The following is a 22018-nucleotide window of genomic DNA, read 5'->3' on the forward strand; positions in this document are numbered from 1 at the left end:
CTAATAGTTTACCATATTATCGTTAAAAATGTAAAATCTATTAAAAAATTTACTTTTCCACCTACTTAAATCGTTCAAATTTATATGGACTGGCCATAAGAAAAGCTAGGCTTAAACCTTACCTTCTTATCGAATCGAAAACAGTGAAAGATTTCTATACCTGGACTCTTCTAATCTCAATTTCGATTCCATATCCACATTTTACAGTTTCCTGCGTTAAAACAAAAAAACCTTGCCATTACATGTTAGAAAGGCAAAGTTTTTGCAAAAATCTTACATAACATTTGAACATAATAACTACAAAGAATTTTGCGATGCTTCGTGAAGTATGTTAAGCTTTTTTTCCAAATTTTCAAGAAGTGCTTTACCTTCATTCTCACTTATTAAGTCCAAACGTACCGCAAAATCAATTTCCCTAGAGAGGCCAAACATTTGTGTATCCAGTACATCCTCATATACAGGACATTGTGGCATCGTTAAATTTTCTATTTGAACTTCTATAAGTCTAAGGATTTTATCAGCATCAGCCTTAAGAAGAGCGTGGGCTTTATCACGATGATTCACAGTAACCTCAGGCATCAAATTTATCCCCTCCGCTAAAAGACTTCCGTATAATATATTATATTATCGTTAGCACTAAAAAAATGCAAATAAAATTAAATCATTCTTATCGAGTGAAATATTTTATTATCTCTGCTATCCTTGATAGAGATACATACATGAGGGAGAGAATAAAATGATTGTACCAATTGTTGGAAACGTTTCCTACTCCATCACTTTAGATCCAACTGTCTGGATATTTGATGAACGAAAAATATTATTGGAAGACGCATTTACAGAAAAGAAGGAGACAGGAGTTAAAGAAGATCATCTGAAACAAGTAGCACAAAGATTCAACAGAGACGTAGTTCAGCAGGATAAACCTAAAACTAATAAAGGAATAACAAAAAAAGAAGGAGAAGAAATATTAAAAAATTCTTACGTCATTCCGATACATGATTTCATTAAAAATGCTGAAATCAAAGATTCAGCTAAAAATGCTACATTCGTAACAGATGATGAAAAAGAGGGTTATACCTTACCATTAAAGGATTTAGAAACTGGATATTTATTGTTTGCAAAGAATGGTAAACCATTAAAAGAAGACGGACCTGTTCATTTTTTATACAAAGACGGTTCCAATAAAGATAATCCAATTAAAAATATTAAAAAAATCGTCATTAACTAATGAAAAGGCTGCTGTAAAATATATACAGCAGCCTTTTCATTTTCTTTTTTGTATATTTTATCTCATTCTACCTAAAATAAAAGTACTAGCAGCATTTAGGAGGAATGATAAATGAGATTACGTATCGGTGTCCTTTTTATTGTTACATTATTGATAATCACTGGTTGTGCACAGCAAGAGGAAAATAACTCCCTAGAGTCAGAACAGACAAATGATCAAATGATACAAGTAAAAAATTCAGACCCAAAAAATTTACCGGAACTAACCAATAGTGAAATTGCTTCACACTTATCTAATCTCGCAAGTGAAGTTCCCGAAGTAAACGATGCGGCTTCTGTTGTGGCTGGCCCTTATACGGTTGTTGGCATAGACGTGGACAAAGATTTAGACAGATCACGTGTTGGTACGATTAAATATACTGTACTAGAAGCATTATACCATGATCCTTATGGAAAAACGGCTGTGGTTGTAGCTGATGCTGATGTAACGGAAAGACTAAGGGGAATGGCAGAAAAAATAAGACAAGGCCATCCTGTACAAGGATTTGTCGATGAATTATCAGCAATTGTCGGCAGATATATGCCTGATTTTCCAATAGAAAACAATCAGCCAGAACAACCAGACCAAAATAAGCAAATGCTTCCTGAAGACGAAGAAAATCAACTGGAAGAAATTGAGGAAGAACAATCCAATGAGAACTTAAATCAGAACTAAAAAGAAAGGGGCTTGTAGTTGCCCCTTTCTTTTTTAGCTTTCATTCCATTCATTATAGTAATGGACCCCGAATTGCGACCCTTCAGATACCATCTTTGCATTTTCCATTTGTACCTCGTCAACTTCCGAAGATTGATCTGGTATACCAGCATTTACAAGGCTGGAATGTTTCTGTTCAACCGTTTGTCCCCTATCTTTAAAAATAGATTGAACTGCAACCGTTCCAATTGCTGCTCCTATTACACCCATTGCTGTATACATAGTACTTTTTTTCATAATATATCACCTCTACTTCATCTTTTACTATTATATTTCCCCCACTTCCATAGCTAAAACATGACAATTTTGTGTTATAATTATTAAACACGTTCAAATTTGAGGTGATAATATGCAGGTTAAATGTACATTATGTGACCGAATAGATACATTAATGGATAGCACACTACAAGCAAAGCGATTAAGAAACAGAAGAATTAATATGTATTTATGCAAAACCTGTTATGATCGAATTGATGCAAAAACAAAGGAACGTCATGCGACAGGAAAATTCCGTTTATATGAAGAAAAAAGGCAGGATGATCAATTCATTTAGTTCCTACTATAAGTGTTTGTTCAAAAAGGAGGATGAAAAAGACCGGTCGGCTAAGATCGTAACGTCCTGTGCGTCGAAAGTTCGAGGCGGCGAAGATTTGAGTAGCAGGCCCCTAGCGTGTTGTGGTGACTTCTACGGTGCCCACAGGATGTGATGACTTCGACGTTTGACACAGGACGTGTCGGTACTTAGTCGAAGTTCCCCTAACGATGTGTCATTTTCACCGGACTTTTTGAACATCCTCTATAAGAAAGATTCATTATTTTTCACTAAATCGATAAACTCTGACACAGTATATGTGCAACATTGATTTCCGCTACGGGTAGTCAATTTCCGTAGCAGATAGATAAAGCTCCAACATCACGAATTTCAGATTAACCGCGTGACGTGGATTTTAAAAACCAAAAGGACTTATAAAATAGCCAAAAAAACGCCGTTATATGGCGTTTTTTAGGCGTTTGGCATATTCTCCTTATTAGACTTACGCTGAAAGTGAAGTCTTGTACGATAAATAGCTAAAACCAAATTAATAACAATTAAGCTTTCTACACTGGGCATCCTCATAACTGTACTGAATATAGTTAGAATATATACACCAATTAACAGGAGTATGTAAACAATTACTGTCTTTAATACAGGTAATTTTTTAGCAAAACCTAATTCATATGCAATAATTGATAAAATTAAGTTTAATACATAAAATATCCAAAAAATATTATCAGTCCCATTCCATTCGAGAACAAAATCAAATACAAGTCTAAAATTTTCCATATGTCTCCCCCATTAGTAAGATAAACTCTTATTTTATCTTACTAAATCTTCGGCATTCTAGCTAGACAAAAGCGAAGGAAATACACGAACTATTTTTGATAAAATGAACAGTTTGTTTTATAATCATTATAAGAAATAGGGGTGTTTACATGCAAAAGATCAATGTTCCCATGCTATTATTAGCTATTTTGGTTATCGCAATGTTTTCAGGTGCAGCCGTTTCCATTGCCTATCGAAATATTTGGCTTATTTTATTGTTTATCGTGATGGGATTTGCTGTAATGGGATTTGGCTTATCATTAAAAAAAAAGGAAAGAAGTGACTCATAACTGTCACTTCCTTCCTTTTTTTATAAATTTAATGATATCTTTTTGCAAATTGGAATTACATACTAAAACTGAATTTTTTTCAAGCATATTTAATGGTTGCCCATCAATATTTGTAGCAGTTCCACCTACTTCACCAGCTATAACAACTCCCGCAGCAATATCCCATGGAGACAGACTCATCGTAAGATAACCGTCAATTATACCTTCTGAAAGAAAGGCAAATTCAAGAGCAGCAGACCCGTATGTTCTTGTACCACGCACTTTTCGAACAAATTGCTGCATAGTCTCTTCTTCTACTAAGCGGTTGGGACAAAGCCAAAAATGATTCATTCCAACGATGGCTTCTTCAAGAACCACTTCCTTATTGAGTGGATTCAGTTTTTTATCATTCTTATATGCTCCCTCATTCCGTTTTGCATGGTATAAAACATCTGCCATGACATCATATATCAATCCGATTACACCGATTCCATTATGATAAACTCCAACAGAAATCGCAAAGTTTCTCTTTTGATGCACAAAATTCATCGTACCATCAATGGGATCAATAATCCATACCGTTCCTTCCAAGGTTGTTAGCTTATCTCCATACCCCTCTTCACCAATAATGGAATGATCGGGATATGTTTCTTTTATCTTAGATACAAAAAAGGATTCCGTATCCTGATCCATTGTTGTAACAAGATCATTAGGATTCGATTTTGTATCTACTGTCAAAGGATTATCGATATTAGTTCTAATATAATGTCCCGCTTCTTCTACCCATTGCCTTGCCTTCGTATAAATTTCTTTCAGCATCTCAGCGTTCATACCAATTCCTCCATTACTACAATATACGCTCTATTGTATCAAAATGGAAGAATCAAGTCATTTCGGAACGGACGGATATATAGAATACCTTGAATTTTTAATCAGTCATATGACAGCCGGAAATTTTATATTTTCCTGGTGTAAGAGAAGAGACCCCAATAAGTATTCGAACGTTAAACATTTAATGCGCATATACTTATTGGGGTCGGGTTTTTATTATTACTCCGTTTTTTCAATTTCCATTAATTGTTTTGTCAAAAATTTCAAACGTTCCTTTGATTTTATAACTTGAACCTGATCATCATCCTGCATTGCATCATGAAGTGTCATCAGTTCATAATCAATCTCCATTTTAATAATTGGTAATCTCTGTTTCGCTTCTTCGCGTTTAATAATTTCCATCACAAATTTCAAAAGAGCCTCTCCTTTCGGGTAAATTTGCAAGCTCCAAATCCATTTCGTCCTTTCTATATTTTATGATTTAGTTTATATTTGGTTCATTTAATTTATGGAATTTACGGTTATCTAGTTCTTACCCCTTTTCTGCTTCCTTAAAACATTTTTACGAACCTTAGTTCTTGAAGATATAATGCTTGACTTCATTATATGAATACTTAATAATAATTATTATAATTTATAGGTTAGGAAGGATGACAAATGTGAATTTGCAAGGTTTTGTAAAAGAAGATTTTGAGACTTTTTCCATCGATGGCTTAGATGAGAGAATGGAGGCTATCCAAACAAGAATCCAGCCAAAATTTCAAGTCATTGGCAGTGAACTCGCTGATTACCTCTCAACTAACTTGGGAAATGAAGTTTACTTACATATTGCCAAACACGCAAGAAGGACGGTTAATCCTCCTAAAGACACTTGGCTGGCCATTGCCAACAATAAAAGAGGATATAAAAAACACCCTCATTTCCAATTAGGATTGTTTGATGATCATATATTTATCTGGCTTGCATTCATTTATGAATTGCCTAATAAAAAAGACATTGCCCAAACTCTATTGGATCATTATGAAGACATACATCGTCTTCCTGATGATTTTGTTATATCCCTTGATCATACAAAAAAAGAATCCTTCCCATTAGCAGAGCTAGATGTAAAACATCTTGAACGTTTTCGTGACGTGAAAAAGGCAGAATTCTTAATTGGAAGACATCTGCCTGCTATAGATGAACGTGTTAAAGACGGCACAAAATTAACAGAAACAGCTAAAAGCACCTATGAAACGTTAATCCCATTTTATCAACGCGCATTACAAGCATAATCGTTAGGTAAAGAAAGACGAGGGCATTCACTATAAAATGCCTCGTCTTTTTCCTTAGTTCCATCTGCTGGTTATTTCCTCTGTTTCACGAATAATTCTTTGGATTAATTCCTCAACAGTAGGTATATCTTTAATTCTTATTGAAGACTGACCTGCCCAACCAAATCCGTTTTCCATATCACCATCATAAATAAATCTTTTGTTTGCTGTTCCGCTTATGTAATCTTTAAGGGAATCATAGCCTTCATTTCGTTTTTCTATTTCTAAAATTTGATTTGTCCAACTATTGCTCAACGCTCTTGCTGGTGCACCGATTGATTGTTTAATCACAACGGTACTATCTTCCTCCGCGTTCAGAATTTCTTGTTTATATTGATCATGAGCGTCTACGCATTCTTTCGTTGCAATAAAGCGTGTTCCCATTTCAATTCCTTCAGCCCCGAGGCTTAAAGCAGCCATCAGACCGCGCCCATCCACAATACCACCTGACGCAATCACTGGTATTGAAACGCTGTCAACGACCTCAGGAGTTAGAACGAACGTTCCGGTATCATTTCTGCCCAAATGTCCTCCGCCTTCTTGACCTACCACCATTACTGCATCTGCACCAAGTTCCTCTGCTTTTTGTGCTTGTCTTTTCGCTGCAACAAGAACGAGTGTTTTAATGTTATGTTCTTTAACCATATCCAGAACACCTTTTGGATTTCCGCCAGTTACTGAAATAACTGGTACTTGCTCCTCAGTAGCAACTTCTACCATGTGCTCGAATTTTCTTCCATGCTGACCAATCGCATAATTCACACCAAAAGGTTTATTTGTAAGCTCTTTAACCCGCCGGATTTCTTTACGTAATTTTTCCGGATCAGCTAAGCTCATTGCAGTAACTTGACCCAATCCACCGGCATTGGATACGGCCGCAGCTAAATCCGAATACGCAAGGTAAGCGAGTCCCCCCTGAATAATCGGATAGTTTATATTAAATAGTTCTGTGACTCGTGTGTTAAGATTCATGATGCACTCCCCCCTCCCCTTATATTAATTAAATCTTAACATTTTTATATGTATTCCTGCTAATACTATATCTTAAGTAGAATAAATAAACTTATTTTGCTATAATACTCTGGTTATTACACACAATTTTATATGGCTCTCTCTTCGAAAAGATTGTTGGTATTGAATATATATAGACTGCGAAGTAGTTTAATTTGAGATAATACTACCGCTACGGAAATACACTCCGCGTACCTTAGGGCGGCTGGTGAGCCTCCTCGTGTTGTCTCGTTTTTAGGGGTCTTACCGATGCCTTTCTTCCCGCAGGAGTCTCCGTGTATTTCCTTCGCTGGTATAGTGCTATACAACTTCTTGTCGTGACGGTTGTTTAGAACACACCTATATATTAATTTTACGTACTTATGCTAATCAATTATTAGAAAATCCCAACCAGCGTAGTATTCTGCCGGAGCGATGAAGCCCACCATTATCATTAGAACAAGCAAGAGCATCACGATAGGAATTTTCATTAGTCAGGAGTTTCTATCAAATATGGAACAACTTTTCCTGTAAAAGCAACAAATCTTTTCGGTGGGACGAGTAACCGCAGTCCCAGTCTTTTAGAAAACAGCCTAATTTATTAAGAAGAGGTGTCACTCATGAAAGATCAGAACAAGACTCCGTTATTTTCCGGTTTATTACATCATATTGAAAAGAAACCAATTCAATTTCATATACCAGGCCATAAAAAGGGAAGCGCTGCTGAGTCCTCCTTCAAACAATTTTTAGGAGAAAATGCGTTTCAAATGGATTTAATAAACATTCAGCCTTTGGATGATCTGCATCACCCACACGGTATTATAAAAGATGCCCAGGAGTTAGCCGCAGATGCATTCGGGGCCGAATATACTTATTTCTCTGTCCAGGGAACCAGTGGAGCCATTATGACAATGATATTAAGTGTATGTAACCCGGGCGATAAAATCATTGTTCCTAGAAACGCCCATAAATCCATCACTTCTGCAATCATATTTTCGGGGGCAATACCAATATTTGTTTATCCTGAATTAGATGAAACTTTAGGAATTTCTCATGGAATAACTCCTACAGCAGTAAGACATGCACTACAAGTACACCCGGACGCGAAAGGTGTTCTTGTCATTAATCCGACTTACTTCGGCATTGCAGGTGATTTAGAACAGATCGTTTCTATTGCTCACGAATACGATGTCCCAGTACTTGTTGATGAAGCACACGGGGTACACATTCATTTCCACCCTGACCTTCCCCTATCTGCCATGCAGGCGGGAGCGGATATAGCAGCTACAAGCGTTCACAAATTAGGTGGATCCTTAACTCAAAGTTCTGTATTAAATTTACAAGGGAATCGAATTTCCCATGAAAGAGTTCAGACCATCATGTCCATGCTTACGACGACTTCAACATCATATTTATTACTGGCATCGTTGGATGTAGCTAGAAAACAGCTTGCTATGAACGGCTACAACATGATAGAAAAAGCGATTCAGCTTGCAGAGTATACAAGAAAAGAAATTAATAAGTTATCCTATATTTATTGTGCTGGTAATGAAATGATAGGAACAGAAGCAATCTACAATTATGATCCAACAAAGTTAATCATATCGGTAAAGGATCTAGGCATTACCGGTTATGATGTAGAAGTGTGGTTACGTGAAAATTATAATATAGAAGTTGAACTATCTGATTTATACAATATTCTATGCATTATTACACCTGGAGATTCCGAAAAAACGGTTCATTCGTTATTACAAGCACTAACAGTATTGGAAAAGGAAAAAGAAGAATATGTATCCAAGAAGGACGTACAAGTTAAAATACCTGATATTCCATTACTAGCCATACTTCCGAGAGATGCATTTTATGCCGAAACAGAAATCATTCCTTTTTCAGAAGCTGCTGGCAGAATAAGTGCGGAATCCATTATGGTCTATCCACCAGGAATTCCTATTTTTATCCCAGGCGAAATTATAACCGAGGAAAATATAAATTACATTTATAAAAACATGGAAGCCGGTTTACCTGTTCAAGGTCTTCAGGATGAAACACTTAAAACCATTCGAGTTATTAAAGAACGAAAACCAATTTTATAACAGATGCCGACCCTGAGCACTGGCCTGCTTTTAGTCGGCCTTCCTTCTTTATCGTACGGAGGTGAGGGAAGTCCGCTAGTAGCTGGGCGATGGAACTAGACATCAAAGCGTAAATTTATATTTTCTTATCGTACAAAAAAAAACGCTCACAGTGAGCGTTTTTTATATTTATAAAGCGTTTTCTTTTTTCGACTACCATTACTTTTCATCGCAAGTAGGACATGTACTATAAAGTGTTGTTACTTTTTCATCTTCGTATGATTCAATAACCTTCTCACAATCTTTGCAAACAATTGTACCCATTTAGCCCATCTCCCTTTTCACTCTAATAAGTTATCTTACACACATTATAATATGTCATAATTGTGGAGTCAAGGCCAATTAGTATAACACAATGAATTTTGGTTCACTTATAATGCACGTTTATGATACATATTGGCATTTTAACCGTTATATTTAATACTTTATTACTTTGTATTGTGATGTCTAATAAAACGAAAATTTCAAGTTATGGTGTAGAAATCTAAAGCGTTCGGAGACATGTGCTATAAGATTACCAAAGCAATGATTACGGCAATCACTTTTTCTTATTTTCAATACCTATAATTGAAAAGGTTTGCATAAGGTTTTTTCTACAATCTTCCATTTTTTCATGTTATAATTTGTTGTCTGAAATTATATCATGTCTCTTTATTTAGTGGAGATTTTTCTTCATCCTCTTCACTGGCTTAAAAAAGTATGTGTTTACTGGCTATTAATTTCCCATATATCATTCTTAAAGTATCCCGAATTGGGCTTATAGCTAGTTGATCACTTTATAAAGAATTACTTATTCCCTTTTATATATATTCAAAGCCAGTCATGAAATAACTCTGAATTATAAGGTTCTATTTTGGGAAAAGTAAAGACACATCATTAGTACTTGAAGGAAGGTAGTAAAATGAAATTGAGTATAACGAACGTATTTTATATTTCTGTAATCATCGTTGTTCTATTTATAATTTGGGGAATCATACCTGCTGAAACCCTGCCAAATGGAAATTTAAATCAAGTAACTTCGGTAATACAAGGTTTTCTCGTGGACCACTTTGGCTGGTTCTATTTAATGAGCGCAACAGCATTTCTTATCTTCTGTATTTATTTGATTTTTTCCAGATATGGAACAATGAAGTTAGGAAGACCAGAAGATAAACCAGAATTTTCCTATTTAACTTGGTTTGCGATGTTATTTAGTGCCGGTATGGGAATTGGATTGGTATTTTGGGGAGCTGCTGAGCCGCTTTCTCATTTTTATACTCCACCATATGGAGAAGGCGGAACTCCGGAAGCTGCTAAAACAGCAATGAAATACAGCTTTTTACATTGGGGGTTACATCCTTGGGCCGTCTATGCAACGATAGCTTTAGCATTGGCATACTTTAAATTTAGAAAACAAGCTCCTGGTGTAGTTAGTTCCATATTACAACCGTTATTTGGGGATAAAGTCAAAGGACCATTTGGAACTGCAGTAGATACGATCGTTGTTTTTGCAACCGTATTTGGTGTCGCAACTTCACTGGGATTTGGAGCCATTCAAATTAGTGGAGGTTTGTCCTATTTATTTGGATTTAATCAAACTACCCTTTTACAGCTAATTATTATAGCAATTGTCACCGTATTATTTATGGTATCTGCAATGACAGGATTAAGCAGGGGGATTAAATATTTAAGTAATTCCAACCTAATATTGGCTTCCCTATTAATGATATTTGTGCTTGTCCTTGGTCCTACAGGTTTTATTTTAAATTTCTTTACCACCACACTAGGGAGTTATATTCAGGATTTACCAAGTATGAGTCTGCGCATGTCACCCTTTAATGAAGAAAATATGGGTTGGACAAATGCCTGGACCATCTTTTACTGGGCATGGTGGATTGCGTGGGCACCTTTTGTTGGTACCTTTATTGCAAGGGTTTCCCGCGGAAGAACTGTTCGGGAATTTGTATTAGGAGTGTTATTGGTTCCTACTATTATTGGAGCACTATGGTTCACTGTCTTCGGAGGTACTGCCATTGATTTAGATTTATATCATGGAACCAACATAATTGAGGAAATTAATAATTATGGGGAGGAAGTGGCTTTATTCGCCGTCCTGGAACATCTTCCTCTAGGTACGCTAATATCCATTTTAGGTATCGTCTTAATCAGTACCTTCTTCATTACATCGGCAGACTCTGCAACACTGGTTCTTGGCATGCAGACTACTGGGGGAAATTTAGACCCTTCCAATCGCGTTAAATTCACCTGGGGAATCATTCAATCCGCCACAGCTGCTGTATTACTATGGCAAGGAGGTCTGGGTGCACTACAAACCGCATCCATTATTGCAGCCTTTCCATTTACAATTATTATGATTTTAATTGTTATTTCCTTAATTAAATCGTTTAAAGAGGATGCACAAGCAATCGAGCACTATAAAAGGAAAAAGCTCATTAAAGAGTTAAAAAAGGATATCAGATAAAGTTATTTTCAATCAGTGGGTATTTCACCCACTGATTTTTTACATCTCCCACAATTATAAAGTGAAAGAAACAGGAGAAAGAGGCTAGGATATAACTAAACACTCCGTTCTAAAAAAAGAAGAAAAAAATCGAACTTTTTCAAATTCTAACTGAGGAATATTGAATCACAGTTCGGATTTTTCATAACTAAAAAACTTTAGTTTAATTCTCTTTTTATATATGATCAAAGATTTTCTGCAAACTAAAATAAGGTGACACCAAATTGGTGGCACCTTATTACTTATAATATTACATAATATGAATTGGAGAACCTAACGCCACTTCTGCAGCTTCCATAGTAATTTCCCCAAGTGTTGGATGTGCATGAATAGTAAGTGCTAAATCTTCAGCAGTCATGCCGGATTCAACAGCTAACCCAATCTCAGAAATCATATCACTAGCGTTTGGACCAGCAATCTGACCTCCTAGAATTAATCCATCTTCTTTACGGGTAACTAGTTTTAAGAATCCATCTGTGTTATTTAAGGATAACGCACGGCCGTTTGCAGCAAATGGGAATTTACCAACTTTCACGTCATATCCTTGTTCCTTCGCTTCATCTTCAGAAAGACCAACTGTAGCTAATTCTGGCTCAACAAAGGCTACTGCAGGAATTCCGATATAATCCACTTCAGATTTTTCACCACTGATTGCCTCCGCAGCAATTTTACCTTCATAAGAAGCTTTATGTGCTAATGGAGCACCAGGAACAATATCACCAATTGCGTAAATATTGCTTACACTTGAACGGCATTGCTTATCTACTTTAATTAGACCTCTTTCATCTAATTCAACACCTACTTGTTCTAGTCCAATTTCACTTGTATTTGGACGGCGACCAACTGTAACTAATACATAATCAGCTTCAATTGTTTCCTCTTTACCTTTCACTTCATAGCTAACTTTTACACCATCTTTTGTTTCTTCTACACCTTTTGCCATTGCTTCGGTGATAATGGTAGCACCTTTTTTCTTCAAGCCTTTTTTAACTAGCTGTGTCATTGATTTTTCAAAGCCGCCAAGAATATCTTTCGCACCTTCAAGGAAAGTAACTTCTGTACCAAAGTTAGCGTATGCAGTACCTAATTCACTTCCAACATAACCTGCACCAATAACAACTAATCTTTTAGGAACTTCTTTTAAGTTCAATGCACCAGTTGAATCTAATACACGATCAGAGAATTTGAAAGTTGGAATTTCAATTGGTGTAGAACCAGTTGCAATAATACAGTTATTGAATTTATATGTTTGAGAACTTTTCTCATCCATAACTTTTGCTGTATTGCCATCAACAAAATATGCTTCACCTTTAACGATATCTACTTTGTTCCCTTTAAGAAGCCCTTCAACACCTGATGTTAACTTATTAACAACTGAGCCTTTCCATTCTTGTACTTTTGCGAAATCAACCTTAACATCTTTGGTTGTAATACCAATGTCTTCACTTCCATGAGCATTTTCAACCATATGCCCAGCTTGAATAAGTGCCTTCGAAGGAATACAACCAACGTTTAAACAAACGCCGCCAAGTGCACCCTTGTCTACAATTGTAACCTTTTGCCCTAATTGTGCAGCACGAATTGCAGCTACGTAACCACCAGGACCAGCTCCGACAACTAGAGTATCTACTTCTACTGGGAAATCTCCTACTACCATTTACCTACGCCTCCATCATAATTAATTGTGGATCACTTAATAAACGCTTAATTTGGTTAAGAGCATTTTGAGCTGTAGCACCATCAACAACACGATGGTCAAAGCTTAAGGATAATGCAAGTACTGGTGCAATGGTTACTTCACCATCTTTTACAACCGGTTTTTCAGCAATGCGGCCAATACCTAAAATTGCTACTTCCGGATGGTTAATAACTGGTGTAAACCATTGTCCGCCAGCAGAACCAATGTTTGTGATTGTGCATGAAGCCCCTTGCATCTCTCCCGGTGCTAGTTTACCACTTCTTGCTTTTTCTGCCAATTCATTGATTTCCTGAGAAATTCCAAATATAGATTTTCTATCCGCATGTTTTACTACTGGTACTAATAAACCTTTTTCTGTATCGGCTGCAATACCAATGTTGTAGTAATGTTTTTGAACAATTTCATCTGTTGCATCATCAACCGATGCATTAAGGATTGGATATTGTTTCAATGCAGAAACTAGCGCTTTTACTACATATGGAAGATAAGTTAATTTAATACCTTGATCTAAACCAACTTGTTTGAACTTCTTGCGATGTGAAACAAGCTCAGTAACATCCACTTCATCCATTAATGTAACGTGTGGAGCTGTTCTCTTCGAATTAACCATTGCATTCGCAATCGCTTTACGGATTCCTGACATTTTTTCACGAGTTTCCGGGAATTCTTCTCCAGCTGGTACATATGGTTTCTTCGGTGCTTCTTCTTCTTTGGCCTCAGGAGCAGCTTCTGCAGCTGTTGTTGCTTGACCACCATTTAAGAATGCATCAATGTCTTCTTTTAAAATACGCCCATTTTTACCAGTACCAGTAACTGCTGTAATATTAACATCTTTCTCACGTGCATATTTTCTCACAGAAGGCATTGCTATTACACGTTTTCCATCATCAGTAGCGTCTGCAGCTTCTGATTTTTGCTCTGCTTTTTCTACAGGCTCTTCTTTAGGAGCTTCTTCCACTTCTTCTGCCTCTTCTGATTCATAACCTTCTGCATCTAAAGTGACAAACACATTACCTACTGTAGCAACTTCACCTTCTGCGACGTGAATTGTTTTGACTGTTCCATCTACTGGAGAAGGAATTTCAACAACAGCTTTGTCATTTTGTACTTCACACAATACATCGTCTTCTTTTACTTCGTCGCCTTCTTTATAAAACCACTTTACGATTTCACCTTCAGCAATTCCTTCACCAATATCCGGGAATTTAAATTCGAATGCCATTTTCATGTACCTCCTAATTTTAGAAATTCAATACTGTGTTAACTTTTTCAATGATGTCTTTATGATTTGGAAGCCATACTTCTTCTGCATCAGAGAACGCATATACTGTATCTGGAGCTGTTACACGTAAAACTGGTGCTTCTAAATGAAGGATAGCTCTTTGTTGAATTTCAGTAACTACGTTTGCTGCTACACCTGCTTGTTTTTGTGCTTCTTGTACAACAACTGCACGATTGGTTTTCTTTACAGATTCTAAAATTGTTTCTATATCAATAGGAGAAACCGTACGAAGGTCAATAACTTCTGCAGAAATTCCGTCTTTTTCTAATTCATCTGCAGCTTTAAGGCATGAATGAACCATAGCACCATAAGCAACTAAGGTAACATCCTTCCCTTCCCGTTTAACATCCGCTTTTCCGATTTCTACTGTATATTCTTCCTCAGGTACCTCTTCACGGAATGAACGATAAAGTTTCATATGCTCTAAGAAGATAACAGGATCGTTATCGCGAATAGCAGAAATTAATAATCCTTTTGCTTCATATGGTGTTGAAGGGATAACCACTTTTAAACCTGGCTGTTGTGCCATTAAACCTTCCAGAGAATCCGCATGTAATTCTGGAGTATGTACCCCACCACCAAAAGGAGCACGAACAGTGATAGGCATATGCCATCTTCCACCCGAACGATAGCGCATACGTGCCATTTGACCACTGATAGAGTCCATTACTTCATAAACGAAGCCGAAAAATTGAATCTCTGGTACTGGACGGAATCCTTGTGTGGCAAGACCAATTGCTAAACCGCCGATTCCAGATTCAGCCAATGGTGTATCGAATACACGGTCTTCTCCAAATTCAGCTTGAAGTCCCTCAGTAGCACGGAAAACACCGCCGTTTTTACCAACATCCTCACCAAACACAAGCACATTTTCATCATTTTTTAACTCTGTGCGCATTGCATCTGTGATTGCTTGAATCATTGTCATTTGTGCCATGATTTATTTCGACTCCTTCTCTTTGTATTCTTCCATTTGTTCTTTTAAGTTAGATGGAAGTTCTTCATACATATTCCCTATTAAGTCAGTTACTTTTTGTTTTGGATATTTTTCAGCATCTTTAATTGCTTGTTTAATATCTTCTTTTGCTTCTTCAATTACTTTGTTTTCTTCTTCTTCAGACCATAACCCTTTATTCTCAAGGAACTTACGGAAACGTACAAGCGGATCTTTCTTTTCCCATTCATTATCCATTTCCTCTGAGCGGTAGCGAGTTGGATCATCACCAGACATCGTATGTGGACCATAGCGATAAGTTAACAATTCTAATAATGTTGGACCTTCTCCAGCAACAGCGCGTTCACGAGCTTGTTTCGTTGCTGCGTATACAGCTAAAACATCCATACCGTCTACTTGAATCCCTTCAATACCTGCCGCCACTGCTTTTTGTGCTAATGTTTTTGCACTAGTTTGCAATTCTCTTGGAACCGAAATAGCGAAACCATTATTTTGCACAACAAATATTGCTGGAGCTTTATAAGCACCTGCAAAGTTAATTCCTTCATAAAAGTCACCTTGTGAAGTACCGCCATCACCTGTATAAGTAACCGCAACCGTTTTCGCACCGCGTTTCTTCATACCTAATGCAACACCAGCAGTTTGAACATATTGCGCACCGATAATAATTTGAGGACTTAATGCTTGTAAGTCTTCCGGCATTTGGTTTCCATGGAAATGTCCTTTAGAGAATAGGAATGCTTGATATAATGGAAGACCTTGCCATATTAGCTGTGGAACATCACGATATCCTGGCAATAGAAAATCATCTTTTTCCAGAGCAAATTGACTTCCTAATTGTGAAGCCTCCTGTCCCGCTGTAGGTGCATAAAACCCTAAACGCCCTTGACGATTAAGAGCAATGGAGCGCTGATCCAATATACGTGTATACACCATACGACGCATTAGCTCTTTTAACTCATCATCAGAGATATCAGGCATATCATCTTTATTAACAATTTCTCCATCCTCGTTAAGAATCTGGAATGTCTCGAACAAACTTTCAACACTTTCTAAAACGTGTTTCAAAATAGTTCACCTCTTCCTTTCTTTAACCCAAATTTTATTTTCAGTTTTAGCCTTTCCCAAAAAAAGAAAAAACTGTACTTCTTTTATAATTCTTGTACCCATTTTCATGTTTTTAAATCTATAAACTGATTAATGCCTATGTAACTCTGTTATAAAAACTACCGAAAAATTATTGGTACAATTATTAACTAAACTAAATATATCTTATAATAAATCAAAGGTCAATCACTTTGATTTATTTTAAATTTATTAAGAATATAAAATCGTTCCTATCGATAGCATTTCCCGAAAAGCTTCTTCCAACTGTTATAATACTATCTAAAAACTGTATTAGTATTGATTGCGACAGTTCTTTGAAAATTTTTCATTTTGCCTGCTATAGGTATGCTATATTTGGTTAATATTGTTAATCCTCATCACACGGAAAAATTTATAAGTTCGCATTGTGTATCGACTGCGAATATTAAAATGCAACAATGCTTACAAAAAAGCAAATTTATAAAACAAAAAGAGTCTGCTAAACATGCAGCAGACTCTTTCGCATTACTCCTCACTATTTTCATTTGAACCTTCGTCATTTGTTGTTGGATTTTCTTCAAATGATACGTCGATTCCAGCTAAATCATAGAATTCCTTCTTTAATTCATTGTACTTAACGGTATACTGATTAAATTGTTCGTTTGCATCCAACACTTTCTGATAGCTATCATTAATTTTATTAATATGTTCGGTAAGTTCTTCCTGTTTCAATTCCTCTCTTTGCAGCATTTCATATAACTCGGATTCTAATTCCAATGAATCCAAATAAGATTCATTTAATTGTTCGTAGGACGTATACCTGTTGTTCATCACTTCAAACATCGAATTGGCTTTACTTTTTACTTCTTCGTCAGTTATGTCTTCCATTAGCCCTTCAATTTTTTGAAATTCTTTTTGTGATGCTTGAATACTTTCTTTCTCTAGAGCTATTAAATTAGTGCGTGTATTTATATTTTCAATAGCCCTTTCAGATAAATCGGTAATCTGATCAAACTCATCCATACCTAAATCAATAATTTCATTATAAATTTCCTGCTCTTCCATTTCCAATTGTGTTATTTCACTTTGCTGATTCTCAAAGTCCGCTTCTAAACGAACTGCCTCTTCTAAGTGTATATGTATTTCTTCTTCCACTGTTGTATTATTACAAGCTGATAAAATAACTATGAAGCTCATACAAAAAAATATAGGTTTCCATTTTTTAAAAATCACTTACTTCACCCCTTCTACATCCGCATTACTACAATAATTATGTTCTACAGTATATCACAAAACATACAATGCTAAATGAAAATTCTCTTCGCTTTTAGCTTGTCCTGCTAGCAAATATATGATTTATTGTATAAAAATATGTTAAAATAATTAATTGATATTAGTTGAGATCAACAGCCAGGATTAGAAACCGAAATCCAGCTTGATGAAGTTGCACTTTATTATTATCCATATATAGAAGGAGTTTTAAATGATGATTACCATGAAAGATATTGTACGTGAAGGACATCCTTCTCTAGAGAAAATTGCTGAAGAAGTTTCCCTTCCAATTAATAATGAAGAAAAACAGCTTTTAGAAGAAATGGTTACATTTTTAAAAAATAGTCAAGATGAAGAAATAGCGAAGAAATATAATTTACGTGCTGGTGTTGGGTTGGCAGCTCCCCAGTTAGGAATAGAAAAACGCCTGATTGCTATCCACTTTGAGGATTCAGATGGGAAGTTGTATAGCTATGGTTTAGTGAATCCCAAGATTGTCAGTCACTCCGTTGAAGGGGTATATTTAGCTAGTGGTGAAGGTTGCCTATCAGTAGACCGACCTGTAGAAGGTTATGTTCCTCGCCATAGAAGAATTACCGTTAAAGCTACAGATATAGAAGGCAATCCCGTGAAATTAAGGTTAAAGGGATATCCTGCCATTGTCTTTCAACATGAGATCGATCATCTCAATGGTATTATGTTCTATGATCGGATTAATAAAGAAAACCCATTTAAAGTCCCTGAAAATTCGGTACCGATTGAATAGTAGATTACGTGTAGCGCCTAATGTTATTTTCAGGTGCTATTTTTCTTACATAAAGGCCATTTTCTAAAAGATTGTTAATTTGTGCAGAATAGTTTTAATCGTATTATTTATTTAGTCCGATAATATATGCACATTATATACCACTTAAATTAGCAACAAACGATGCGAAAAGAGATTACATGAATAATATTTACATTTCTGTAAAAGCTAAGGAAAGCAGAAAAACTTTTAAGGAATTATCACTATTTTTTCATAAATGATGGATTTTTATTTCAAAATTTCCTGAAACATACTATACTATATTATAAGAGGGATTGGAACGGTAGATGTTTTTTATTGCTTTTCTTGAATTTTTGAAAGGAGACGTGCATCATCATGTTAAAACGCCTTAAAGAAAAGCTAAAGAAACGTTGGAAGGAATTTTTAGGAAAAGAAGGACGTGTACCTACTACTTTTGAAAAAGACTACCATTAAAATTTACCAATCAATAAAATTAAGCGGATATAAATCATAACTGTTCAACAGACAATGTAAGACACGTCCGGTGACAGCATCATTCAGCAGATGAACGCTGAATAGGCTAAAGTTTAACCTTGTACGTCGGAGCCAGGGCGAAGTCTTCTTAATTTGAGGATATTGCTTTCTCTGAAACATTGCAGGTAACCTAGTCGGATAAGAAAAGATACAGAACGGAAAAATAATATCACATCTAAAACAAATGAAAAATAGAAAAAGAATAGGAGAGATGAAATGATATATAAAGTTTTATATCAAGAATTACCAGAAGAAATTCCTGTTCGCGAACGTACAAAAAGTATGTACGTGGAAGCGGAATCTGTACGTAATGTACGCAAAAAACTAGCCAATAATGGCCTTCATATTAATATCGAGTATATCCAGCAATTGGATCCAGCGCATCTAGAATACGAACAACAATCCGAAGACTTCCAATTGGAGAATGTATAACAAATGAAGTTTGTCAAAAATGATCAAACAGCAGTTTATGCATTAGGTGGACTAGGTGAAATTGGCAAAAATATGTATGCCGTGCAATTTCAGGACGAAATTATAATCATTGACGCTGGGATTAAATTTCCAGAAGATGAACTGCTTGGTATTGATTATGTCATTCCTGATTACACTTACCTTGTCCAAAATCAGGATAAAATTAAAGGATTGTTCATTACTCATGGTCATGAAGACCATATTGGGGGTATACCTTATCTCCTTCGCGAAGTAAATATACCCATTTATGCTGGAAAATTAGCGCTAGGATTAATTAGAAACAAATTAGATGAGCATGGATTATTACGTAATGCAAAATTAACAACCATTCAAGAAGATGATGTTATTAAATTCCGTAAAACTTCTGTAACTTTTTTCCGTACAACACATAGTATTCCAGACGCATTTGGGATTGTAATTAAAACCCCACCTGGAAATATTGTTCACACGGGGGACTTTAAATTTGATTTTACTCCTGTAGGTGAACCTGCTAACTTAGCAAAAATGGCTGAAATTGGAAAAGAAGGTGTACTCTGCTTACTTTCCGACAGTACAAATAGTGAAGTACCAGGATTTACAATGTCTGAAAGAGTTGTTGGTGAAAGCATTAATGATATCTTTAGCCGAGTAGACGGGCGGCTAATCTTTGCCACTTTTGCTTCCAATATTTATCGCTTGCAACAAGTTGTTGAATCTGCTGTAAAGCATAACCGCAAAGTAGCTGTATTTGGTCGAAGTATGGAAAATGCAATTAATTTAGGTCAAGAATTGGGGTATATCCAAGCTCCTAAAGAAACGTTTATTGATAGTAATCAAATAAACCGCTTGCCGGCTCATGAAGTAACCATTCTATGTACTGGTTCACAAGGTGAAGCAATGGCAGCATTATCCCGTATAGCAAATGGTACACATCGACAAATCCAGTTAATCCCTGGTGACACCGTTGTATTTTCTTCCTCTCCAATCCCTGGAAATACGGTAAGTGTGTCAAAAACAATAAATAAATTATACCGGGCCGGAGCAGAGGTCATTCATGGTAAATTAAATAACATTCATACATCAGGACATGGTAGTCAAGAAGAACAAAAGCTGATGCTCCGATTAATGAATCCGCAATACTTCATGCCTATTCACGGTGAATATCGCATGTTAAAGGAACATATTAAACTGGCAACAGCCTGTGGTGTTAACCCTGACAACTGCTTTACAATGGACAATGGAGACGTATTGGCTTTAGGAAAAGATACTGCTTCCATAGCAGGAAAAATCCCATCCGGTTCTATTTATGTAGATGGCAGCGGTATAGGAGATATTGGTAACATCGTCTTGCGTGACCGTAGAATCTTATCTGAGGAAGGTCTCGTTATCGTTGTTGTAAGCATTAATATGAAAGAATTTAAAATTGCTGCAGGTCCAGATATCATTTCTCGTGGTTTTGTTTACATGAGGGAATCTGAAGACTTAATTAATGAGGCTCAAAAACTTGTCTCCATTCATTTAGAAAAAGTGATGGAAAGAAAGACAAATCAATGGTCTGAAATTAAAAATGAAATTACAGACACGATAGCACCTTTCCTATACGAAAAAACAAAACGCAGACCAATGGTATTGCCAATTATTATGGAAATCTAAGTTTAGACACAGAAAAAGCATTGTGGGAATTCAACTCACAATGCTTTTTATTATTTAGGCTTGTTTCAAGCATGCTGCTAGGTGCTTCCATCCGTAAGCTGCACTAGTAACGTTCTTATCGTTCTTCCTAAATACCAGAACCTTGCGTTGTTTTTCTATTAATCATCTATAACGAGATGTTTTTCAAACCGTGATAAATCTTTATCTGCTCCAATAACAATCAGTACATCATCTTCCTGCAGAGCAACATCCGCCTGTGGTGAAACATTAATTTCCCTTCCCTGCTTAATTGCTACAACGTTACAACCATAATTTGCACGGATATCAAGTTCAACTAATGTCTCACCAGCCATTCTTTTGCCTGCTTTCACTTCCACAATACTATGATCATCCGATAACTCTAAATAATCCAGGATATTATTCGATATAAAATTATGCGCTAACCTCTTGCCCATGTCCCGCTCTGGATGAACAACCTGATCTGCACCTATTTTATTTAATATTTTCTCGTGATAATCATTCTGCGCTTTTACTGTTACCTTTTTTACTCCTAAATCTTTTAGGATAACCGTAGTTAAAATACTGGCTTGGATATTTTCACCAATAGCTACAATGACATGCTCAAAATTAGAAATTCCAATCTCTTTTAAGGAATCTTCATCTGTTGAATCAAGGATAACAGCATGGGAAGCAATATTTTTAAATTCATTTACTTTATCTTCATCGTTATCGATTGCAAGAACAGGCATCTCTTCTTCGCTAAGCTCACGGCAGATGCTTCCGCCAAACCGCCCTAAACCAATTACTGCAAATTCTTTCCTTTTCATTTTTTTTACCCTCCGACTAATTGGAGAATATTTTTCTCCATTAATACGTATAATGTGTCTTTATTTTATCATAAAGAAATAGGAAAAGAAGCAAATTTAATGTATTCACCTCTCT

23 protein-coding genes are annotated in these 22018 nt (G+C 36.1%); 10 read left to right on the forward strand and 13 right to left on the reverse strand.

Annotated elements, in window-relative coordinates; genetic code table 11:
• Positions 1-297: 297 nt before the first annotated feature.
• Positions 298-579 carry a YlaN family protein gene (locus tag GMJ66_RS11480; RefSeq protein WP_156290461.1) on the reverse strand — a complete coding sequence of 94 codons (282 nt, stop codon included), beginning with the start codon at positions 577-579 and terminating at the stop codon, positions 298-300.
• A gap of 157 nt (positions 580-736) precedes the next feature.
• Here GMJ66_RS11480 and GMJ66_RS11485 point away from each other — a divergent pair, with 157 nt between their 5' ends.
• Together GMJ66_RS11485 and GMJ66_RS11490 are read left to right on the forward strand one after the other, a co-directional pair.
• Positions 737-1228 carry a hypothetical protein gene (locus GMJ66_RS11485; RefSeq protein ID WP_156290462.1) on the forward strand — a complete coding sequence of 164 codons (492 nt, stop codon included), beginning with the start codon at positions 737-739 and terminating at the stop codon, positions 1226-1228.
• 111 nt (positions 1229-1339) lie between these two features.
• On the forward strand, positions 1340-1942 hold the full coding sequence (locus tag GMJ66_RS11490; RefSeq protein ID WP_156290463.1) for a YhcN/YlaJ family sporulation lipoprotein: 603 nt from the start codon (positions 1340-1342) through the stop codon (positions 1940-1942).
• 33 nt (positions 1943-1975) lie between these two features.
• Here GMJ66_RS11490 and GMJ66_RS11495 read toward each other — a convergent pair whose 3' ends face one another.
• The gene (locus GMJ66_RS11495; RefSeq protein WP_156290464.1) at positions 1976-2218 is read right to left on the reverse strand and encodes a hypothetical protein; all 243 of its coding nucleotides are present in this window, start codon (positions 2216-2218) and stop codon (positions 1976-1978) included.
• A gap of 112 nt (positions 2219-2330) precedes the next feature.
• Between GMJ66_RS11495 and GMJ66_RS11500 the strand changes: the two genes are divergently transcribed.
• Positions 2331-2534, forward strand: coding sequence for a YlaI family protein (locus GMJ66_RS11500; protein ID WP_156290465.1), 204 nt, complete (start codon positions 2331-2333; stop codon positions 2532-2534).
• A gap of 450 nt (positions 2535-2984) precedes the next feature.
• On the opposite strand, the gene GMJ66_RS11505 is transcribed toward GMJ66_RS11500, so the two are convergent.
• Positions 2985-3305 (reverse strand): YlaH-like family protein, encoded by a 321-nt coding sequence (locus tag GMJ66_RS11505; RefSeq protein ID WP_156290466.1) that lies wholly within the window; start codon positions 3303-3305, stop codon positions 2985-2987.
• A gap of 149 nt (positions 3306-3454) precedes the next feature.
• On the opposite strand from GMJ66_RS11505, the gene GMJ66_RS11510 reads away from it, so the two are divergent.
• Positions 3455-3634: a DUF5325 family protein gene (locus GMJ66_RS11510; RefSeq protein ID WP_156290467.1), complete on the forward strand. Its 180-nt coding sequence runs from the start codon at positions 3455-3457 to the stop codon at positions 3632-3634.
• Positions 3635-3637: 3 nt separating this feature from the next.
• Here GMJ66_RS11510 and GMJ66_RS11515 read toward each other — a convergent pair whose 3' ends face one another.
• Entirely contained in the window at positions 3638-4444 is an 807-nt protein-coding gene (locus GMJ66_RS11515; RefSeq protein WP_156290468.1) for an inositol monophosphatase family protein, read from the reverse strand.
• 219 nt (positions 4445-4663) lie between these two features.
• On the reverse strand, positions 4664-4849 hold the full coding sequence (locus tag GMJ66_RS11520; RefSeq protein ID WP_331279680.1) for a hypothetical protein: 186 nt from the start codon (positions 4847-4849) through the stop codon (positions 4664-4666).
• A gap of 254 nt (positions 4850-5103) precedes the next feature.
• On the opposite strand from GMJ66_RS11520, the gene GMJ66_RS11525 reads away from it, so the two are divergent.
• Positions 5104-5718: a YktB family protein gene (locus GMJ66_RS11525; RefSeq protein WP_156290470.1), complete on the forward strand. Its 615-nt coding sequence runs from the start codon at positions 5104-5106 to the stop codon at positions 5716-5718.
• A gap of 54 nt (positions 5719-5772) precedes the next feature.
• Here GMJ66_RS11525 and GMJ66_RS11530 read toward each other — a convergent pair whose 3' ends face one another.
• On the reverse strand, positions 5773-6729 hold the full coding sequence (locus GMJ66_RS11530; RefSeq protein ID WP_156290471.1) for an NAD(P)H-dependent flavin oxidoreductase: 957 nt from the start codon (positions 6727-6729) through the stop codon (positions 5773-5775).
• A gap of 638 nt (positions 6730-7367) precedes the next feature.
• Here GMJ66_RS11530 and GMJ66_RS11535 point away from each other — a divergent pair.
• Positions 7368-8840: an aminotransferase class I/II-fold pyridoxal phosphate-dependent enzyme gene (locus GMJ66_RS11535; RefSeq protein WP_156290472.1), complete on the forward strand. Its 1473-nt coding sequence runs from the start codon at positions 7368-7370 to the stop codon at positions 8838-8840.
• A 198-nt stretch (positions 8841-9038) separates the two neighbouring features.
• Here the strand turns inward: GMJ66_RS11535 and GMJ66_RS11540 are convergent, their stop codons facing one another.
• A complete protein-coding gene (locus GMJ66_RS11540) occupies positions 9039-9143 on the reverse strand; it encodes a GapA-binding peptide SR1P (protein WP_156290473.1) in 105 nt (34 codons plus the stop codon).
• 637 nt (positions 9144-9780) lie between these two features.
• On the opposite strand from GMJ66_RS11540, the gene GMJ66_RS11545 reads away from it, so the two are divergent.
• Positions 9781-11340, forward strand: a complete 1560-nt coding sequence (locus tag GMJ66_RS11545; RefSeq protein ID WP_156290474.1) for a glycine betaine uptake BCCT transporter — start codon at positions 9781-9783, stop codon at positions 11338-11340.
• A gap of 289 nt (positions 11341-11629) precedes the next feature.
• On the opposite strand, the gene lpdA is transcribed toward GMJ66_RS11545, so the two are convergent.
• From lpdA to GMJ66_RS11570, 5 genes are all read right to left on the reverse strand, one after another.
• On the reverse strand, positions 11630-13036 hold the full coding sequence (gene lpdA / locus GMJ66_RS11550) for a dihydrolipoyl dehydrogenase (RefSeq protein WP_156290475.1): 1407 nt from the start codon (positions 13034-13036) through the stop codon (positions 11630-11632).
• Between the two features lie 4 nt (positions 13037-13040).
• On the reverse strand, positions 13041-14300 hold the full coding sequence (locus GMJ66_RS11555; protein ID WP_156290476.1) for a dihydrolipoamide acetyltransferase family protein: 1260 nt from the start codon (positions 14298-14300) through the stop codon (positions 13041-13043).
• A gap of 19 nt (positions 14301-14319) precedes the next feature.
• Positions 14320-15297, reverse strand: a complete 978-nt coding sequence (locus GMJ66_RS11560; protein ID WP_156290477.1) for an alpha-ketoacid dehydrogenase subunit beta — start codon at positions 15295-15297, stop codon at positions 14320-14322.
• A gap of 3 nt (positions 15298-15300) precedes the next feature.
• A complete protein-coding gene (pdhA, locus tag GMJ66_RS11565; protein ID WP_156290478.1) occupies positions 15301-16383 on the reverse strand; it encodes a pyruvate dehydrogenase (acetyl-transferring) E1 component subunit alpha in 1083 nt (360 codons plus the stop codon).
• Positions 16384-16926: 543 nt separating this feature from the next.
• Positions 16927-17634 carry a YkyA family protein gene (locus GMJ66_RS11570; protein WP_231514906.1) on the reverse strand — a complete coding sequence of 236 codons (708 nt, stop codon included), beginning with the start codon at positions 17632-17634 and terminating at the stop codon, positions 16927-16929.
• 253 nt (positions 17635-17887) lie between these two features.
• Between GMJ66_RS11570 and def the strand changes: the two genes are divergently transcribed.
• From def to rnjA, 3 genes are all read left to right on the forward strand, one after another.
• Positions 17888-18439, forward strand: coding sequence for a peptide deformylase (gene def, locus GMJ66_RS11575; protein WP_197046675.1), 552 nt, complete (start codon positions 17888-17890; stop codon positions 18437-18439).
• A gap of 750 nt (positions 18440-19189) precedes the next feature.
• Positions 19190-19405 (forward strand): DNA-dependent RNA polymerase subunit epsilon, encoded by a 216-nt coding sequence (locus GMJ66_RS11580; RefSeq protein WP_156290480.1) that lies wholly within the window; start codon positions 19190-19192, stop codon positions 19403-19405.
• A 3-nt stretch (positions 19406-19408) separates the two neighbouring features.
• Complete coding sequence (gene rnjA, locus GMJ66_RS11585; protein ID WP_156290481.1) at positions 19409-21076, forward strand: ribonuclease J1; 1668 nt, start codon at positions 19409-19411, stop codon at positions 21074-21076.
• A 158-nt stretch (positions 21077-21234) separates the two neighbouring features.
• Here rnjA and GMJ66_RS11590 read toward each other — a convergent pair whose 3' ends face one another.
• Positions 21235-21903 carry a potassium channel family protein gene (locus GMJ66_RS11590; RefSeq protein ID WP_156290482.1) on the reverse strand — a complete coding sequence of 223 codons (669 nt, stop codon included), beginning with the start codon at positions 21901-21903 and terminating at the stop codon, positions 21235-21237.
• Positions 21904-22018 lie beyond the last annotated feature (115 nt).

Origin of the sequence: Oceanobacillus salinisoli, assembly GCF_009733865.1 — a bacterium.
Taxonomy (GTDB): Bacteria; Bacillota; Bacilli; order Bacillales; family Amphibacillaceae; genus Oceanobacillus; species Oceanobacillus salinisoli.

What these genes read in the sequence shown, in the direction of transcription:
- GMJ66_RS11560 (WP_156290477.1), bottom strand. Translation starts at nt 15,297, where the DNA reads ATGGCACAAATGACAATGATTCAAGCAATCACAGATGCAATGCGCACA.
- lpdA (WP_156290475.1), bottom strand. Translation starts at nt 13,036, where the DNA reads ATGGTAGTAGGAGATTTCCCAGTAGAAGTAGATACTCTAGTTGTCGGA.
- GMJ66_RS11545 (WP_156290474.1), top strand. Translation starts at nt 9,781, where the DNA reads ATGAAATTGAGTATAACGAACGTATTTTATATTTCTGTAATCATCGTT.
- GMJ66_RS11505 (WP_156290466.1), bottom strand. Translation starts at nt 3,305, where the DNA reads ATGGAAAATTTTAGACTTGTATTTGATTTTGTTCTCGAATGGAATGGG.
- GMJ66_RS11580 (WP_156290480.1), top strand. Translation starts at nt 19,190, where the DNA reads ATGATATATAAAGTTTTATATCAAGAATTACCAGAAGAAATTCCTGTT.
- GMJ66_RS11530 (WP_156290471.1), bottom strand. Translation starts at nt 6,729, where the DNA reads ATGAATCTTAACACACGAGTCACAGAACTATTTAATATAAACTATCCG.
- GMJ66_RS11490 (WP_156290463.1), top strand. Translation starts at nt 1,340, where the DNA reads ATGAGATTACGTATCGGTGTCCTTTTTATTGTTACATTATTGATAATC.
- rnjA (WP_156290481.1), top strand. Translation starts at nt 19,409, where the DNA reads ATGAAGTTTGTCAAAAATGATCAAACAGCAGTTTATGCATTAGGTGGA.
- GMJ66_RS11510 (WP_156290467.1), top strand. Translation starts at nt 3,455, where the DNA reads ATGCAAAAGATCAATGTTCCCATGCTATTATTAGCTATTTTGGTTATC.
- GMJ66_RS11500 (WP_156290465.1), top strand. Translation starts at nt 2,331, where the DNA reads ATGCAGGTTAAATGTACATTATGTGACCGAATAGATACATTAATGGAT.
- GMJ66_RS11535 (WP_156290472.1), top strand. Translation starts at nt 7,368, where the DNA reads ATGAAAGATCAGAACAAGACTCCGTTATTTTCCGGTTTATTACATCAT.
- GMJ66_RS11515 (WP_156290468.1), bottom strand. Translation starts at nt 4,444, where the DNA reads ATGAACGCTGAGATGCTGAAAGAAATTTATACGAAGGCAAGGCAATGG.
- GMJ66_RS11480 (WP_156290461.1), bottom strand. Translation starts at nt 579, where the DNA reads ATGCCTGAGGTTACTGTGAATCATCGTGATAAAGCCCACGCTCTTCTT.
- GMJ66_RS11555 (WP_156290476.1), bottom strand. Translation starts at nt 14,300, where the DNA reads ATGGCATTCGAATTTAAATTCCCGGATATTGGTGAAGGAATTGCTGAA.
- GMJ66_RS11495 (WP_156290464.1), bottom strand. Translation starts at nt 2,218, where the DNA reads ATGAAAAAAAGTACTATGTATACAGCAATGGGTGTAATAGGAGCAGCA.
- GMJ66_RS11485 (WP_156290462.1), top strand. Translation starts at nt 737, where the DNA reads ATGATTGTACCAATTGTTGGAAACGTTTCCTACTCCATCACTTTAGAT.
- def (WP_197046675.1), top strand. Translation starts at nt 17,888, where the DNA reads ATGATTACCATGAAAGATATTGTACGTGAAGGACATCCTTCTCTAGAG.
- GMJ66_RS11540 (WP_156290473.1), bottom strand. Translation starts at nt 9,143, where the DNA reads ATGGGTACAATTGTTTGCAAAGATTGTGAGAAGGTTATTGAATCATAC.
- GMJ66_RS11590 (WP_156290482.1), bottom strand. Translation starts at nt 21,903, where the DNA reads ATGAAAAGGAAAGAATTTGCAGTAATTGGTTTAGGGCGGTTTGGCGGA.